At 73.7% G+C, this 14876-nt stretch carries 15 protein-coding genes; 2 read left to right on the top strand and 13 right to left on the bottom strand.

Annotation, left to right across the window (positions count from 1 at the left end):
- The 11 genes from ABD345_RS31440 to tdh form a co-directional block, all read right to left on the bottom strand.
- Positions 1-109: GTP-binding protein (locus ABD345_RS31440; RefSeq protein ID WP_344557108.1), on the bottom strand; the 109-nt coding region annotated here is incomplete at its 3' end.
- Positions 110-131: 22 nt separating this feature from the next.
- Positions 132-833 carry an urease accessory protein UreF gene (locus ABD345_RS31435; RefSeq protein ID WP_344557107.1) on the bottom strand — a complete coding sequence of 234 codons (702 nt, stop codon included), beginning with the start codon at positions 831-833 and terminating at the stop codon, positions 132-134.
- Positions 830-2554 carry an urease subunit alpha gene (gene ureC / locus ABD345_RS31430; RefSeq protein WP_344557106.1) on the bottom strand — a complete coding sequence of 575 codons (1725 nt, stop codon included), beginning with the start codon at positions 2552-2554 and terminating at the stop codon, positions 830-832. The genes ABD345_RS31435 and ureC overlap by 4 nt, the downstream gene beginning before the upstream one ends.
- Positions 2554-2991 carry an urease subunit beta gene (locus ABD345_RS31425; RefSeq protein ID WP_344557105.1) on the bottom strand — a complete coding sequence of 146 codons (438 nt, stop codon included), beginning with the start codon at positions 2989-2991 and terminating at the stop codon, positions 2554-2556. Before ABD345_RS31425 ends, ureC begins: the two co-directional genes overlap by 1 nt.
- 87 nt (positions 2992-3078) lie before the next feature.
- Positions 3079-3930 (bottom strand): cobalamin biosynthesis protein CbiX, encoded by an 852-nt coding sequence (locus ABD345_RS31420; RefSeq protein ID WP_344557104.1) that lies wholly within the window; start codon positions 3928-3930, stop codon positions 3079-3081.
- 3 nt (positions 3931-3933) lie between these two features.
- Entirely contained in the window at positions 3934-4239 is a 306-nt protein-coding gene (locus ABD345_RS31415; protein WP_344557103.1) for an urease subunit gamma, read from the bottom strand.
- 457 nt (positions 4240-4696) lie between these two features.
- Positions 4697-5104, bottom strand: a complete 408-nt coding sequence (locus ABD345_RS31410; protein ID WP_344557102.1) for a type II toxin-antitoxin system death-on-curing family toxin — start codon at positions 5102-5104, stop codon at positions 4697-4699.
- The gene (locus ABD345_RS31405; RefSeq protein ID WP_344557101.1) at positions 5101-5244 is read right to left on the bottom strand and encodes a hypothetical protein; all 144 of its coding nucleotides are present in this window, start codon (positions 5242-5244) and stop codon (positions 5101-5103) included. The genes ABD345_RS31410 and ABD345_RS31405 overlap by 4 nt, the downstream gene beginning before the upstream one ends.
- A gap of 214 nt (positions 5245-5458) precedes the next feature.
- Positions 5459-6379: a LysR family transcriptional regulator gene (locus ABD345_RS31400; protein ID WP_344557100.1), complete on the bottom strand. Its 921-nt coding sequence runs from the start codon at positions 6377-6379 to the stop codon at positions 5459-5461.
- A gap of 307 nt (positions 6380-6686) precedes the next feature.
- Positions 6687-7877 (bottom strand): glycine C-acetyltransferase, encoded by a 1191-nt coding sequence (locus ABD345_RS31395; protein WP_344557099.1) that lies wholly within the window; start codon positions 7875-7877, stop codon positions 6687-6689.
- Between the two features lie 49 nt (positions 7878-7926).
- The gene (gene tdh, locus ABD345_RS31390) at positions 7927-8958 is read right to left on the bottom strand and encodes an L-threonine 3-dehydrogenase (protein ID WP_344557097.1); all 1032 of its coding nucleotides are present in this window, start codon (positions 8956-8958) and stop codon (positions 7927-7929) included.
- A gap of 414 nt (positions 8959-9372) precedes the next feature.
- On the opposite strand from tdh, the gene ABD345_RS31385 reads away from it, so the two are divergent.
- Complete coding sequence (locus ABD345_RS31385) at positions 9373-11331, top strand: fibronectin type III domain-containing protein (protein ID WP_344557096.1); 1959 nt, start codon at positions 9373-9375, stop codon at positions 11329-11331.
- 97 nt (positions 11332-11428) lie between these two features.
- On the opposite strand, the gene ABD345_RS31380 is transcribed toward ABD345_RS31385, so the two are convergent.
- Positions 11429-12637, bottom strand: a complete 1209-nt coding sequence (locus tag ABD345_RS31380; RefSeq protein WP_344557095.1) for an FAD-dependent monooxygenase — start codon at positions 12635-12637, stop codon at positions 11429-11431.
- 179 nt (positions 12638-12816) lie between these two features.
- Here ABD345_RS31380 and ABD345_RS31375 point away from each other — a divergent pair, with 179 nt between their 5' ends.
- On the top strand, positions 12817-13800 hold the full coding sequence (locus ABD345_RS31375; RefSeq protein ID WP_344557094.1) for a TetR/AcrR family transcriptional regulator C-terminal domain-containing protein: 984 nt from the start codon (positions 12817-12819) through the stop codon (positions 13798-13800).
- Here ABD345_RS31375 and ABD345_RS31370 read toward each other — a convergent pair.
- The gene (locus tag ABD345_RS31370) at positions 13773-14837 is read right to left on the bottom strand and encodes an ATP-dependent DNA ligase (protein WP_344557093.1); all 1065 of its coding nucleotides are present in this window, start codon (positions 14835-14837) and stop codon (positions 13773-13775) included. The genes ABD345_RS31375 and ABD345_RS31370 overlap by 28 nt on opposite strands.
- Positions 14838-14876 lie beyond the last annotated feature (39 nt).

The following is a 14876-nucleotide window of genomic DNA, read 5'->3' as shown; positions in this document are numbered from 1 at the left end:
CCGGGCGGTGGCCGCGGGCGATCAGCTCCGGCACCAGCGCCTCGATCAGCGCGGTCTTGCCGGAGCCCACCGGCCCGCCGATGCCGATCCGCAGGACGTTCTCGGTCAACTCTTCGCCTCCGTGACGGTTCTCAGGTCATGAACAGCCGGGCCTCGGCCCGCTCGTGCCGCCCGGACATCGCGTCGGCGACCGGGACGCAGCCGCCTAGGTCGGCCAACTCCCTGGCCAGGGCGGCCTCGACGGTCTCCCGGATGATCGGGGCGGCGCCGCGCAGCAGCACCTGGGCCTTGCGGTGGTCGGTCAGCCGCAGCCGCAGCGCGGCGCCGACGAAGCTGCCGCAGAACGCGAACAGGTCGCTGGTGGCGGCCTGTTCGACCGGGACGCCGGCCGCCGCGTGGGCGACCCCGACGGCCACCGGCTGGCAGCCGGGGGCGCGCTTGGCCGCGACCAGGTCGGCGTACCGCTCCAGCGCCTCGCCGCCGATCGACTCCCGTGCGATGTCCAGGAGTTGGCGCCCGGTCCGGGTGGCGGCCAGCCGCAGTTCGCGGTTCAGCCGGGTGGCGTGCAGCCGCCGGTCGACGGCGGCCAGCAGCTCCCACTCCCCCGCCGTCGCGGCCCGGTGGGCCAGCACCAGCGCGGTGGCGTCGGACGGGCCGACGCCGTGCCGGAGCAGGTCGGCGAGCAGCGCGGGCAGCGTCTCCGGGGTGACGGCGCGCGCCTGGACGTAGCCCTCCAGGCCGTGCGAGAGGGTGTAGAAGCCGCTGGGGAAGGCGGAGTCGGCGAGCTGGAGGCAGACCAGCAGCGCGTCCGTCCCGCCGGTGGCCGGGGTCACGCGAGGTAGAAGAGGTGGTTGAGCGGCAGCGACCGGGCCGGTTCGATGGTGGCCGGTTCGCCGTCCAGGGTGACCCGGTAGGTCTCCGGGTCGACCTCGATCCGCGGCAGCGCGTCGTTGCGCACCATGTGCTGCTTGCCGACCGAGCGGCAGCGGCGCACCGGCAGCACGGTGCTGCGCAGGCCGAGTTCGGCCGGGACGCCGAGGTCGACGGCGGCCTGCGACATGAAGGTCACCCGGGTGGCCTGCCGGGCCCGGCCGTACTGGCCGAACATCGGCCGGTAGTAGACGGGTTGGGGGGTGGGCAGCGAGGCGTTCGGGTCGCCCATCAGCGCCCAGCCGATCATGCCGCCCTTGATCACCATCTTGGGCTTGGCCGCGAAGGAGTGGATCGGCCAGAGCACGATGTCGGCCAGCTTGCCGGGCTCCAGCGAGCCGATGTGGTCGGCGGTGCCGGAGGCGAGGGCCGGGTTGATGGTGAGCTTGGCGAGGTAGCGCAGCACCCGGAGGTTGTCGTTGCGCTCGCTGTCGCCCTCCAGCTTGCCGCGCTGGTCCTTGCAGTGGTGCGCGGTCTGGAAGGCGCGGGTGAAGGACTCGCCGATCCGGCCCATCGCCTGCGAGTCGGAGGAGAGGATCGAGATCACGCCCTCGTCGTGCAGCACCGTCTCGGCGGCGATGGTCTCGGCGCGGACCCGGGAGTCGGCGAACGAGACGTCCTCGGGGATGCCGTGGCTGAGGTGGTGGCAGACCATCACCATGTCGAGCAGCTCGTCCACCGAGTTGACGGTGTAGGGCAGCGTCGGGTTGGTGGACGAGGGCAGCACGTTGGGCTCGCCCGCGATCCGCATGATGTCGGGGGCGTGGCCGCCGCCCGCGCCCTCGGTGTGGAAGGTGTGGATGGTGCGGCCGTCGATCGCGGACAGGGTGTCCTCGAAGTAGCCGGACTCGTTCAGGGTGTCGGTGTGGATCGCCACCTGCACGTCGTACTCGTCGGCGACGGACAGCGCGCTGTCGACCGCGGCCGGGGTGCTGCCCCAGTCCTCGTGCACCTTGAGGCCGCAGGCGCCCGCCTCGACCTGTTCGCGCAGCGCGCCGGGCAGCGCGCCGTTGCCCTTGCCGAGCAGGCCGACGTTGACCGGCAGGTCCTCGACGGCCTGGTGCATCCGGTGCAGGTTCCACGGGCCGGGCGTGCAGGTGGTGCCGTTGGTGCCGTCGGACGGCCCGGTGCCGCCGCCGATCAGCGTGGTGATGCCGTTGCTCAGCGCCTCCTGGACCTGCTGCGGGGCGATGAAGTGGATGTGCGTGTCGATGCCGCCCGCGGTGGCGATCAGGTGCTCGCCGGAGATCACCTCGGTGCCCGGGCCGATCACCAGCCGGGGGTGCACGCCGCCCTGGGTGTGCGGGTTGCCCGCTTTGCCGACCGCGGCGATGAAGCCGTCCTTGACGCCGATGTCGCCCTTGACCACGCCGAGCACCGCGTCCAGCACCACCACGTTGGTGATCACCAGGTCGAGCGCGCCCTGCGCGGAGGTCGCCGCCGGGTCCTGCGCCATGCCGTCGCGGATCGCCTTGCCGCCGCCGTACACGGCCTCGTCGCCGTAGTGGCCCTGGTTGAAGTCCCGTTCGACCTCGACGACCAGGTTGGTGTCGGCGAGGTGGAAGCGGTCGCCGACGGTGGGACCGAACAGGTCGGTGTACTGCTTGCGGGGGAGGACGGCCATCAGCGCTCGCCTTCCTGGCGCTCGGGGGCGCCCTCGGGGACGCTCGCGGGGCTCTTCCCGGGGGCGCCGGCGCTCCGGAACCCCTGCTCGGCGGCCCGCCGCAGCGCCCGCTCGCGGGTGGCGGGGGCGGTGACGCCGCCGTCCGCGAGGCCGGCGAAGCCGACCAGGCGGCGGTGGCCGCCGAACTCGGCCAGCACGACGTCCCTGGTGTCGCCCGGTTCGAACCGGACGGCGGTGCCGGCCGGAATGTCGAGGTGCATGCCGAAGGCGGCCGCGCGGTCGAAGGCGAGGGCCCGGTTGGCCTCGAAGAAGTGGTAGTGCGAGCCGACCTGGATCGCCCGGTCGCCCGTGTTGCTGACCGTGACGGTGGCCTTGGCGCGGCCGGCGTTGATCTCCACCGGGTCGTCGCCGTACAGGTACGCGGCGCCACCGGACATGGCGGCCTCCCTCTCTGTCGGGTGCGGGGGGTCAGTGCGTGTGCGTGTACGCGGGCTTGTGCGGGTGCGTGTACGTGGGCGAGGGGGTCAGTGCGCGTGTGCGGGTGCGTGGGGGTGGCTGTGCGCGTGGCCGTGGCCGTGCTCGGCGTCCAGGCCGGCCGCGATGCCGTCCTCGCCGTGGCCGAGCAGGTGCAGGGCCGCCGCCGTCCGGGCCGCGACCACGCCGGTGACGGCGGACGGGTGCAGCAGCGGGCCGCCGTCGCGCACGCCGGGCACGGGGGTGCGCAGGGCGGGACCGAACGAGGCGGGCACGGCCGTGACCGTCCGGGCGCCGAGCAGGCGGCAGCGGGCCGCGCCCTCGGCCGGGTCCGGGTCGCCGCCGTCGAACGCGACCTCCACCCAGCGGTGCCGGCCGAACTGCCGGGCCAGCCGGGCGATCCGGAACAGTTCGGCGTCCTCGAACGGGCCGGCCGCCGGGGCGGTGACCAGCACCGCGCCGTCCGGGGCCGCCGGGGCGCCCGGGGCCGTCCCGGCGGCGGCGCGCAACCAGCCGGTCAGGTGTTCGGCGGCGGCGAACGGCGCGGCCAGCGCGAGCCGGCCGGACCCCTCTCCGGCGGCGAGCCAGCGCAGGGCCCGGGCGGCGTCGGCGACCAGGCGCGGATCCCGGCCGAGGGTCATCGGGACGACGCACACCGGGCGCTCCCCGGCGGCGGCCAGGGCCGACCGGACCGCCTCGGCGAGCGGCCGTCCGGCCGTGGCGACGGCGTGCACCCCGGCGTCGGCCGGTGCGGCAGCGGCGGCCGGTGCGGCAGCGGCGGCCGGTGCGGCAGCGGCGGCGTGCACCCCGGCTCCGGCGGGGGCCAGGGCGGCGAGGTCCCGTCCGCCGTCGCTCTCGTGGCCCGCGGCCAGGACCACGAGGGCGTGCTGAGGGGGCGTCATCGGTCAGGCGCCGACCGGGTCGTGACAGGAGACCAGTTTGGTGCCGTCGACGAAGGCCGCCTCGACCTGCAGCAGCGGGAGCATCGCCCGCACTCCCGGCATGACCTCCGCGCCGCGGACCGCCTGCTTGCCGATCTCCATGCACTCGGCGACGGTGCGGCCGTCCCGGGCGCCCTCCATGACGGCCTCGCTGATCAGCGCGCAGGCTTCGCTGTAGTTCAGCTTGACGCCGCGGTCGCGGCGCTTGCGGGCCAGGTCGGCCACCACGTAGATGTACAGCTTGTCGATCTCGCGCGGGGAGAGATTCACGGGAACCACTCGTCCTTTCCGGAATTCGATCGAAATGCCGGTACGCTCTCGCACTGCTCGAATGTTCGATTATTTGGACGCCCGATGCTCGGGCATCGCGGCGCCCTCCCCCGCACATTTCCGACCGGTGCCGCGCACCGGTTTCCGGCACGGCCGTCCGGTCCGGAAGCCGACTCCGACGATTTCCCTGGAACCGTACTCCTGCGCCTTGCGAATGCCATCAGGAACGGAGAGTCGCTCCGAGTTCACGGATCGTCACCAGGTGGCCACTGAGCTGCAACAATCTGTTGAATTCGGCGCATCCGGCCCCCGACGGGCGGGCGATCCTTTGCGAAGTTTTACCGGCCCGTAACGCCCCACCGGCTCCGGCGGCGGCCGCGTGCCCGTCACGAATGAGAATGTGTCCGGCAATTCGGTCAGGGCAGCGGCGAGGGTCCGCCCCGGCCCGAAGGCGGATTCAGCGCCCGGCGGCGCCGAGCATCCGGCGGAAGTCGGCCACCGCGTCGTCGAACCGGCCCGCGTAGCCGCCCTGGGCGAGCCTCAGCATGAAGGCCACGGCGTCGTCCGGGTGCGGGTCGCTGTAGGGCTGCCCGTTGTAGTCGAGGAACAGCAGCATCGACTCGAAGGTGGTCCGCTTGTTCCGGTCGGCGAGGGGGTGGTTGCGGGCGATGGACTCGCCGAGCGCGACCGCCTTGGTCCACACGTCCGGGTAGGCGTCCGCACCGAAGGCCGACGCCTGCGGACGGCCGAGCGCCGACTGCAGCAACGAGCGCTCGCGCACCACGGCGGCGCCGCCGACCAGGTAGGCGATGTCGTCCTCATCGAGGTGGTCGGTGCGGGCGGGAACGGAACGGTGCGTGCTCACAGGTCGGCCAGCCTCTCCAGCGTCTCGGCGTTCGCCGCCCGGATCCGCGCCACCAGCGCGGCCCGCCGCTCGGCGCGCCGCTCCGGCGGCCAGTCGGCGGCCCGCGGGTCCCGCTGCTCCACCTGCTCCTGCTGCTCCACCTCGGTGCCCCCTCCCGGCCGGTCGCCGTCGACGGACGGAAGCTAGCCGTCCGGGCGGATCACGGTCGATCGGTTATTCGACGGCGGGCGGTGTGGGGGTGGGTGGGAGCGGGACAGCCCGGTGACGAGGATGTGGGCGAGCCGGGCCGGGGCCGGGGTCGGCGCGCGGGGAAGGCCCGGCGCGACCGGGAACCCGGTGGGGGCACGGAGGGGATCAGGCCGGGTGGTCGAGGTGCCCGGCCGCCTCGGCCAGCGCGGTCAGGACCGGGCTGATCAGCGGGTGGAGTTCGGCACCGGCCCGGGTCGCGGCGAAGACGCGGCGGGTGGCGAGGGGGCTGTCGACGGGGCGGACGGCGACGGCGTCGAGTTCGGCGCCGCGCAGGGCGGAGCGCGGGACGAGGGCGACGCCCGCGCCGGCCGAGGCGAGCGCGGTGACGGCCCGGAAGTCGTCGGAGGAGTGCACCAGCCGGGGTTGGAAGCCCGCGTGTTCGCAGGCGAGCAGGACGACGTCGTGGCAGGGGTTGCCCGGGTAGGGGCCGATCCAGGGTTCGGCGGCGAGGTCGGCGACGGCGACCGGGCCGGGGCGGTCGGCCAGCGGGTGGTGCAGCGGGAGGACGGCGTCGAAGGGCTCGGCGTACAGCGGGAGGCGGGTGAGGCGGCGGTCGTCGGGGCGCGGGGCGCCGCGGTACTCGACGGCGACGGCGATGTCGGCGCGTCCGTCGAGCAGCATCGGCAGGCTGGCGTCGCCCTCCGCGTCGAGGACGCGGACCCGGAGCGCGGGGGCGGTCGCGGCGAGTGCGGTGACGGCGGGGGCCAGGACGAGGGCGATGCCGGTGGCGAAGGCGGCGACGGTGATCTCTCCGGCCGTGCCGGAGCCGTAGGCGGCGAGGTCGGCCTCGGCGCGTTCGAGCTGGGCCAGGACGGCGTCGGCGTGGGTGAGCAGGATCTCGCCGGCGGCGGTGAGCCGGACGCCGCGGCCCGCGCGGACCAGCAGGGTGTGGCCGGTCTCCTGTTCGAGGGCGGCGAGCTGCTGGGAGACGGCGGAGGGGGTGAGGTAGAGCGCGGCCGCCGCGGCGGTCACCGTCCGGTGGTCGGCCACGGCCCGGAGGGTCCGCAGCCGTCGTGCGTCGATCACGGGGTCAATTCTGCCAGCGCGGCGGGGCCGGTCGGGACGCCGGGTGGGCCCGGGCCGGATCGGACCGGACCGGTCGGGTCCAGGCGTCCCGACCGGTCGGACGGCGGAGCGGCACGGCCAGCAGGCGGTGGGCGACCGCGGACCGCAGCGCGAGGCACGAGCAGCGCGAGAAGCCGGGCGGCACGAGACACGAGCGGCGCGGGGAGCCGGGCATGGCTCCCCGCGCCGGGCGGGCCGTCCCTGGAGGGGGGTCGGGGCGGCCCGGGGGTGGGTGCGGTTGAGGGTGCCCGCACCTGGTCCGGTCGGGTCAGGCGTCCAGCGCGGCGCGGGCGTCGACGAAGGCGGCGACGGCGCGTTCGACGTCCTCGGTGCTGTGCGCGGCGGAGAGCTGGACCCGGATCCGGGCGGCGCCGTGCGGCACCACCGGGTAGGAGAAGCCGATCACGTAGACGCCGCGTTCCAGCAGGAGTTCGGCGAGGCGGCCGGCCCGGGCGGCGTCGCCGACCATGACGGGGGCGATGGCGTGCTCGCCGGGCAGGATCTCGAACCCGGCCTCGGTCATCTTCGTCCGGAACAGCTCGGTGTTGGCGCGCAGCCGGTCGCGCAGGTCGTCGCTGGTCTCCAGCAGGTCGAGCACGGTGAGCGAGGCGGCGGCGATCACCGGGGCGAGCGAGTTGGAGAACAGGTAGGGGCGGGAGCGCTGGCGCAGCAGGGCGACGATCTCGCGGCGGGCGGCGACGTAGCCGCCGGACGCGCCGCCGAGGGCCTTGCCGAGGGTGCCGGTGATGATGTCGACGCGGTCCGTGACGCCGTGCAGTTCGGGGGTGCCGCGGCCGGTGGGGCCGACGAAGCCGACGGCGTGCGAGTCGTCGACCATGACCATGGCGTCGTAGCGGTCGGCGAGGTCGCAGATCTCGCGCAGCGGGGCGATGTAGCCGTCCATGGAGAACACGCCGTCGGTGACGATCAGGCGGCGGCGGGCGTCCTGGGTGTCCTGGAGCTGCTTCTCCAGGTCGGCGAGGTCGCGGTTGGCGTAGCGGTGGCGGCGGGCCTTGGAGAGGCGGATGCCGTCGATGATGGAGGCGTGGTTGAGGGCGTCGGAGATGACGGCGTCGCGCTCGTCGAGCAGGGTCTCGAAGACGCCGCCGTTGGCGTCGAAGCAGGAGGAGTACAGGATGGTGTCCTCCTGGCCGAGGAACTGGGACAGCCGCTGCTCCAGTTCCTTGTGGACGTCCTGGGTGCCGCAGATGAAGCGGACGGACGCCATGCCGTAGCCCCAGCGGTCGAGGGCGTCCTTGGCGGCGGCGACCACGGCGGGGTGGTCGGCGAGGCCGAGGTAGTTGTTGGCGCAGAAGTTGAGCACCTGGCCGCCGTTGCCGGAGCTGACGGTGATCTCGGCGGACTGCGGGGTGCCGATGACGCGCTCCGGCTTGAACAGGCCGGCTTCGCGGATCTCGGTGAGGGTGGCGGCGAGGTCGTCGCGGACGTTCTCGAACACGGGGGTGTCGCTCCTAACGAGGGGTCGGCGGTCGTGCGCGGAGTGCGGGTTACAACGTCGTCCAGTCGAGGATGACCTTGCCGCAGTTGCCGCCGGCGGCCTCGTCGAAGGCGGCCTCGTAGTCCTGGGCGGCGTGCCGGCCGGTGATCACCGGGGTGAGGTCGAGTCCGCCCTCCAGCAGCACGGACATCGCGTACCAGGTCTCGAACATCTCGCGGCCGTAGATGCCCTTGATGGTGAGCATCGAGGTGACGACCCGGGCCCAGTCGATCGGGAAGTCGTCGGCGGGCAGGCCGAGCACGGCGATCTTCCCGCCGTGCGTCATGTTGGCGATCATCGACTGCATGGCCTCGGGGCGGCCGGACATCTCCAGGCCGACGTCGAAGCCCTCGCGCAGGCCGAGCTGGTGCTGGCCGTCCTCGATGGTGTGCTGCGAGACGTCGAGGGCGAGGGTGACGCCGACCTTGCGGGCGAGGTCGAGGCGGTACGGGGAGACGTCGGTGATCATGACGTTGCGGGCGCCGGCGTGCTTGGCGACGGCGGCGGCCATGATGCCGATCGGTCCGGCGCCGGTGACCAGGACGTCCTCGCCGACCAGCGGGAAGGACAGCGCGGTGTGCACGGCGTTGCCGAACGGGTCGAAGATCGCGGCGACGTCGAGGTCGACGGGGACGCGGTGCACCCAGACGTTGGAGGCGGGCAGCGCGACGTACTCGGCGAACGCGCCGTCCCGGTTGACGCCCAGGCCGATGGTGTTGCGGCACAGGTGGCGGCGGCCGGCCAGGCAGTTGCGGCACTTGCCGCAGACCAGGTGGCCCTCGCCGCTGACCAGGTCACCCACGGTGACGTCGGTGACGGCGGCGCCGACCGCGGCGACCTCGCCGACGAACTCGTGGCCGATGGTCATCGGGGTCTTGACGGTCTGCCGGGCCCAGTGGTCCCAGCCGCGGATGTGCAGGTCGGTGCCGCAGATGCCGGTGCGCAGGACCTTGATCAGGACGTCGCCGGGGCCGATCTCCGGTTCCGGGACGTCGGTCATCCAGAGTCCGGGTTCGGCGTTCAGCTTGACGAGTGCCTTCACGGCGAGCGCTCCTGACGCGGGGTTCGGCGGGCCTGCGGGTCGGCAGGCCGCGGGGCGGGCGCTGCGGGGTCGCAGGCCCGGTGGGGCGGCCCGGCGTGCGGCGGTCACCGGCCGGGCAGGGTGAAATCTGCCTGGTCACGGCGGGTTCGGTCCATCGAGGAATTCTTAACGGGTGCCACAGCTGGGCTGAACGATCGTGCCCGAGCTGGGCCTCGGGGCCGGTTCCGGCGTGCCGCAAGACACCCGGACGGAGCAGTGCCGCGGCGGCTCCCGGAGGGTGCGCACCGGGTCCTGACGGAGGGTCAGCGAACCGTCCGCACCTTGACCTAGCCTTGACATAACCAATTGGTCCAGTCCATTTTGTTGTGCGCGCTCCCAACGCACCTCCGCCCCCATCCCCCACTGGAGGTACCCGTGCACGCCCCCAACCGCCGCGCCACCGCGATCGGTGCCGCCGCACTGCTGCTGGCGACGGCCGCGGTCGCGGCCGTCCCGAGCAGCGCCAGCGCCGCGAACATCCTGACCAACCCCGGCTTCGAGACCGGTTCCCTGAGCGGCTGGACCTGCTCCGGCGGCCTCGGCTCGGTCGTCTCGACGCCCGTCCACGGCGGCAGCAAGGCGCTGGCCGGCGCGGTCAGCGCCTCGGACAACGCCAAGTGCGTCCAGACCGTCGCGGTGCAGCCCAACACCACCTACTCGCTGTCGAGCTGGGTCCGCGGCAACTACGTGTACCTCGGCGTCACCGGCGGCACCTCGACCTGGACGCCGTCCGCCGCCGACTGGAAGCAGCTGACGGTGAGCTTCACCACCGGCGCTGCGCAGACCACCGCCGAGGTGTACCTGAACGGCTGGTTCGGCCAGGGCACGTACTACGCGGACGACATCAGCCTGGACGGCCCCGGCGGCGGCACGCCGGACACCCAGGCGCCGACCGTCCCCGGCAACCTGACGGCCACCTCGACCGCGGCCACCCAGGTCTCGCTCTCCTGGGGCGCCTCGACCGACAACGTCGCCGTCACCGGCTACGACGTCTACCGCAACGGGACGCTGGTCACCACGGTCACCGGCACCAGCGCGACCGTCACCGGCCTGACCGCCTCCACCTCGTACACCTTCACCGTGAAGGCGCACGACGCCGCGGGCAACGCCTCCGCCGCCTCCAACTCGCTCGCGGTGACCACGCCGGCCGGCGGCGACCAGCAGGCGCCGACCGCGCCGAGCGCGCTGACCGCCACCGCGACCGCGGCCACCCAGGTCTCGCTCTCCTGGGGCGCCTCGACCGACAACGTCGGCGTCACCGCGTACGACGTCTACCGCAACGGCACCCTGGCGACCAGCGTCACCGGCACCACGGCGACCGTCACCGGCCTGACCGCCTCCACCTCGTACACCTTCACCGTGAAGGCCCGGGACGCGGCGGGCAACGCCTCCGCCGCCTCCAACTCGCTCGCGGTGACCACGCCTTCGAGCGGCGGCGGCACGCCCGGCACCTTCAAGCAGGCCGCGCCGTACCTGTACAACGGCTGGGGCAACCCGCCGGCCGCGGCCACCGTGATGAACGCGACCGGCATCAAGTGGTTCACCCTCGCCTTCGTGCTGGCGCAGAACGGCTGCAACCCGACCTGGGACAGCCAGCGCCCGCTGCTCAACGGCGTGGACCAGCAGACCATCAACGCGGTGCGCGCCGCGGGCGGCGACGTCGTCCCGTCCTTCGGCGGCTGGTCGGGCAACAAGCTCGGCCCGAACTGCGCCGACGCGACCGCGCTGGCCGGTGCCTACCAGAAGGTGATCGACGCCTACAACCTGAAGGCGATCGACATCGACATCGAGAACACCGACGAGTTCGAGAACTACACCGTCCAGGACCGCATCCTGAACGCGCTGAAGATCGTCAAGCAGAAGAACCCGGGCATCAAGACGATCGTCACCTTCGGCACCGCCACCAGCGGCCCGACCGCCCCGGGCAACCGGCTGATCGAGCAGTCCAAGGCGCTCGGCGCGGACATCGACGTCTTCACCATCATGCCGTTCGACTTCGGCAACGCGTCGACCGACATGTACGCCGCCACCGTCAGCGCGGCGACCGGCCTGAAGAACAAGCTCAAGTCGGTCTACGGCTGGGACGACGCCACCGCCTACTCGCACCTGGGCATCTCCGGCATGAACGGTCTCAGCGACAACAACGAGACCACCACGATCGCCAATTGGACCGCGATCCGCGACTGGGCCAACACCAACCACATCGCCCGCCTGGCGTTCTGGTCGGTCAACCGCGACCGCGGCTGCGCGGGCGGCGGCCTGCAGGAGACCTGCTCCGGCATCGCCCAGTCCGACTGGCAGTTCACCTCCATCACGGCCGGCTTCACCGGCTGACGCGCCACCTCTTCCCCGACGGCCCCGGTCTCACCCCACGGAGACCGGGGCCGTCCCCGTCCCCGTTCCCGTCCCCGGGACCGGATCGGGGCCCGGCTCAGGCGAACGCCTGCTGGTAGTCGGGGAGTTCGACGTCGGACGCCTTGGCGGCCTGGGACTCCATCAGGCGGCGCAGCGGCCAGCGGGTCATCCAGCGCATGGAGGCGGCGCGCAGGGCGATCATCGGGGCGCTGCCGGGGGCGTAGCCGCGCATGCCGCCGGGCGGGAGCCGTCGGGCCTGGGCGGCGTAGGGGTGCATGCGGTGCTGGTAGGCGGCGTAGGCGGTGGTGAAGTCGCCTCGGGCGGTGGCGAGCTCGCCGGCCAGTAGGTGGGCGCCGACCAGGGCGAGGCTGGTGCCGAGGCCGGTGAGCGGGCTGGGGCAGCAGGCGGCGTCGCCGACCAGGGCGACCCGGCCGCGGGCGTAGCCGTCGAGGCGGACCTGGCCGAGGTGTTCGAAGAAGAAGTCGTCGGCGTCGGCCATCGCGGCGAGCAGCCGGTCGGTCTCCCAGCCGGCGCCGGTGAACTTCTCGGTGAGCAGGCGCTGTTGGGCGGTGCGGTCGCGGCGGTCGAGGGCGACGGGGGCGGAGCGGAAGCTGAGTCCGACCTTGGTCTCGCCGGGCAGGCGGCCGGGGCGGGCCATCGCGACCAGGCCGCCGGGGGCGTTGTACATCAGGAACCAGCCGTCGAGGTCGAGGTCGAGGCGGGCGGTGAACCAGGCGGTGTAGCCGCCGAGCGGGACGAAGTGCTCGCGCTCCGGGCCGAAGGCCAGTCGGCGGGTGACGGAGTGCAGGCCGTCGGCGCCGACCACCAGGTCGAAGCGGCGGGGCGGGGCGTTCTCGAAGGTGGCGTGCACGCCGTCGGCGTCCTGGTGCAGGGTGGTGAGGGTGTCGTCGAAGAGGTGCTCGACGTCGTCGGCGACGGCTCCGTGCAGCAGGTCGGCGAGGTCGCCGCGGAGGATCTCCAGGTCGGAGACGATGCCCTCGCCGCCGAAGAGTTCGGTGGGCAGCCGGGCGGTGTGCCGGCCCCGGCGGTCGACCAGGGCGATGCCGCGCTGGTCGACGGCGAGCTCGCGGGCGCGCTCCAGCAGGCCCATCCGCTCGATGACGGTGCGTCCGGCGCCGCGCAGGTCGACGGTCTGGCCGCCGGACCGGGAGGTGGGGGCGCGCTCCACCACCACCGGGCGGAAGCCCGCCCTGCGTAGCCAGTACGCCAGGGCGGAACCGGCGATTCCACCGCCCGAGACGAGGATGTCGGGGTTCGTCGTCATGTTCTCCATGACACCGAACGTACGCCGTACGCAGCACACTAGGCAAGGCTGAGAGGAAGAGATTCGGGATTGCTGCACTAGTGCACCAAGGCGCTCGGACGGAGGTCGGCGGCTGGTGCCGCGAGCGCTGCGGCAGCTAGCATGGCGGGCACTGGTGCACTAGTGCGGAGGTGGGGCGGGTGGACCGCTACGAGCAGATCGCGGCCGAACTGCGGGAGCGGATCGAACGCGGCGAGCTGCGCCCGGGCGACCGGGTGCCGTCCACCCGGGAGATCACCCGCCGCTGGAACGTGGCGATGGCGACGGCCAGCAGGGTGCTGGCGGAGCTGCGCGGCCGGGGCCTGGTGCGGGCCGTCCCGGGGGTCGGCACGGTGGTCGCCGGACGCCCGGAACCGGCACCGGCCGCCGCGCCGGCCACCGCCGCGGCGGCCCGTTCCGGGGGACGGCAGCTGCCCCGGCGGCCCGCGCCGGAGGGCGGGCTGACGGCGGAGCGGATCGTCGCGGCGGCGGTCGCGGTGGCCGACGCGGAGGGACTGGAGGCGCTGTCGATGCGCCGGGTCGCGGCCGAACTGGACGTGGCCACCATGTCGCTGTACCGGCACGTCCCGGACAAGGACGGCCTGGTCGACCTGATGATGGACCGGGTCTTCACCGAGCTCTCGTTCTCCGCCGCGGACGCCGCGCGCGACTGGCGCGCCCGGCTGGAGCTGGCCGCCCGCCGGCTCTGGGGCCTGTTCCGCGCGCACCCCTGGCTGGCCTCCGCGCTGTCGGTGACCCGCCCCCAGCCGGTGGCCAACGCGCTGCCCTTCGGCGAGTGGGTGCTGTCCGCGCTGGCCGCCGAGGGCCTGGGCGTGCCGGACGTGTTCACCGCCTACCTGACGCTGTTCAACTACGTCCGGGGCACCGCGCTCAGCCTGGAGATGGAGGCCGCCGCGGAGGCCGCCACCGGGCAGGACTCCGAGGAGTGGATGGACCAGCAGGAGGAGGTGTTCATGGAGCTGGTCGCCGCCCACCCGACCTTCCTGCGGCTCACCCTGGAGGGCTACGACTTCGACCTCGACCGGCTCTTCGAGTTCGGGCTGCAGCGCCTGCTGGACGGACTGGCGGTGCTGGTCGGGCGGACGGCGCCCCCGGCTCAGGACAGCAGCGCACCCAGGTCGTAGGAGACCGGCTCCGCCAGCTGCCCGTACGTGCAGCTCTCCGGGGTGCGGTCGGGCCGCCAGCGCTCGAACCGCGTGGTGTGCCGGAACCGGGTGCCCTCCATGTGGTCGTAGCCGACCTCGGCCACCCGCTCGGGGCGCAGCGGCACCCAGGACAGGTCCTTCTTCCCGGTCCAGCGGCTGACCGCCCCGGGCAGCCGGCCGGCCGCCTGGGCCTGCTCCTCCTCCCAGTGCGCCCACGGGTGCTCGCCGAGGTCGGCCGGGTCCAGGCGCAGCGGGGCGAGTTCGGCGGCGAGTTCGGCTCGGCGGGCCATCGAGAAGGAGGCGCTGACGCCGACGTGCTGCAGCCGGCCGTCGGTGTCGTACAGGCCGAGCAGCAGCGAGCCGACCACCGGGCCGGACTTGTGCTCGCGGTAGCCGGCCACCACGCAGTCGGCGGTGCGGACGTGCTTGACCTTGAACATGGTGCGCTCGCCGGGGCGGTAGGGGGCGTCCAGCGGTTTGGCGACCACGCCGTCCAGCCCGGCGCCCTCGAAGCGGGCGAACCAGTCGCGCGCGGTGTCCAGGTCGGTGGTGGCGGGGGCGAGGTGGACCGGCGGGGCGGTGCCGGCCAGCAGGCGGGCGAGGGCGGCCCGGCGCTCGGCCAGCGGGCGGCCGGTCAGGTCCTCGTCGTCCAGGGCGAGCAGGTCGAAGGCGACCAGGGTGGCGGGGGCGCGCCCGGCCAGGGTGCGGACCCGGGAGGCGGCGGGGTGGATGCGTTCCAGCAGTTCCTCGAAGTGCAGCCGCCCGTCGTGCGCGACGACGATCTCGGTGTCGACGACGCAGCGTCCGGGCAGCCGCTCCCGGACGGCCTCGACCACCTCGGGGAAGTACCGGGTGAGCGGTTTTCCGGTGCGGGAGCCGAGTTCGACCTCGTCGCCGTCGCGGAAGACGATCGCCCGGAAGCCGTCCCACTTGGCCTCGTACTGCATGCCGGGCGGGATCGCGGCGACGGGCTTGGCCAGCATCGGGGACACCGGGGGCATCACGGGGAGCTGCATGCCTCCGATGGTGGCCCGGCGGGCCGGGCGGGGGCGGCG

It is taken from the genome of Kitasatospora saccharophila (assembly GCF_039529925.1).
GTDB classification, from domain to species: Bacteria; Actinomycetota; Actinomycetes; order Streptomycetales; family Streptomycetaceae; genus Kitasatospora; species Kitasatospora saccharophila.
The sequence above is the reverse complement of the archived record's forward strand: the minus strand, read 5'-3'. Positions and strand labels throughout refer to the sequence as shown.

Coding starts and splice junctions, on each gene's coding strand:
- ureC (WP_344557106.1), bottom strand. CDS start 2,554: ATGGCCGTCCTCCCCCGCAAGCAGTACACCGACCTGTTCGGTCCCACC.
- ABD345_RS31425 (WP_344557105.1), bottom strand. CDS start 2,991: ATGTCCGGTGGCGCCGCGTACCTGTACGGCGACGACCCGGTGGAGATC.
- ABD345_RS31420 (WP_344557104.1), bottom strand. CDS start 3,930: ATGACGCCCCCTCAGCACGCCCTCGTGGTCCTGGCCGCGGGCCACGAG.
- ABD345_RS31380 (WP_344557095.1), bottom strand. CDS start 12,637: ATGACGACGAACCCCGACATCCTCGTCTCGGGCGGTGGAATCGCCGGT.
- ABD345_RS31370 (WP_344557093.1), bottom strand. CDS start 14,837: ATGCAGCTCCCCGTGATGCCCCCGGTGTCCCCGATGCTGGCCAAGCCC.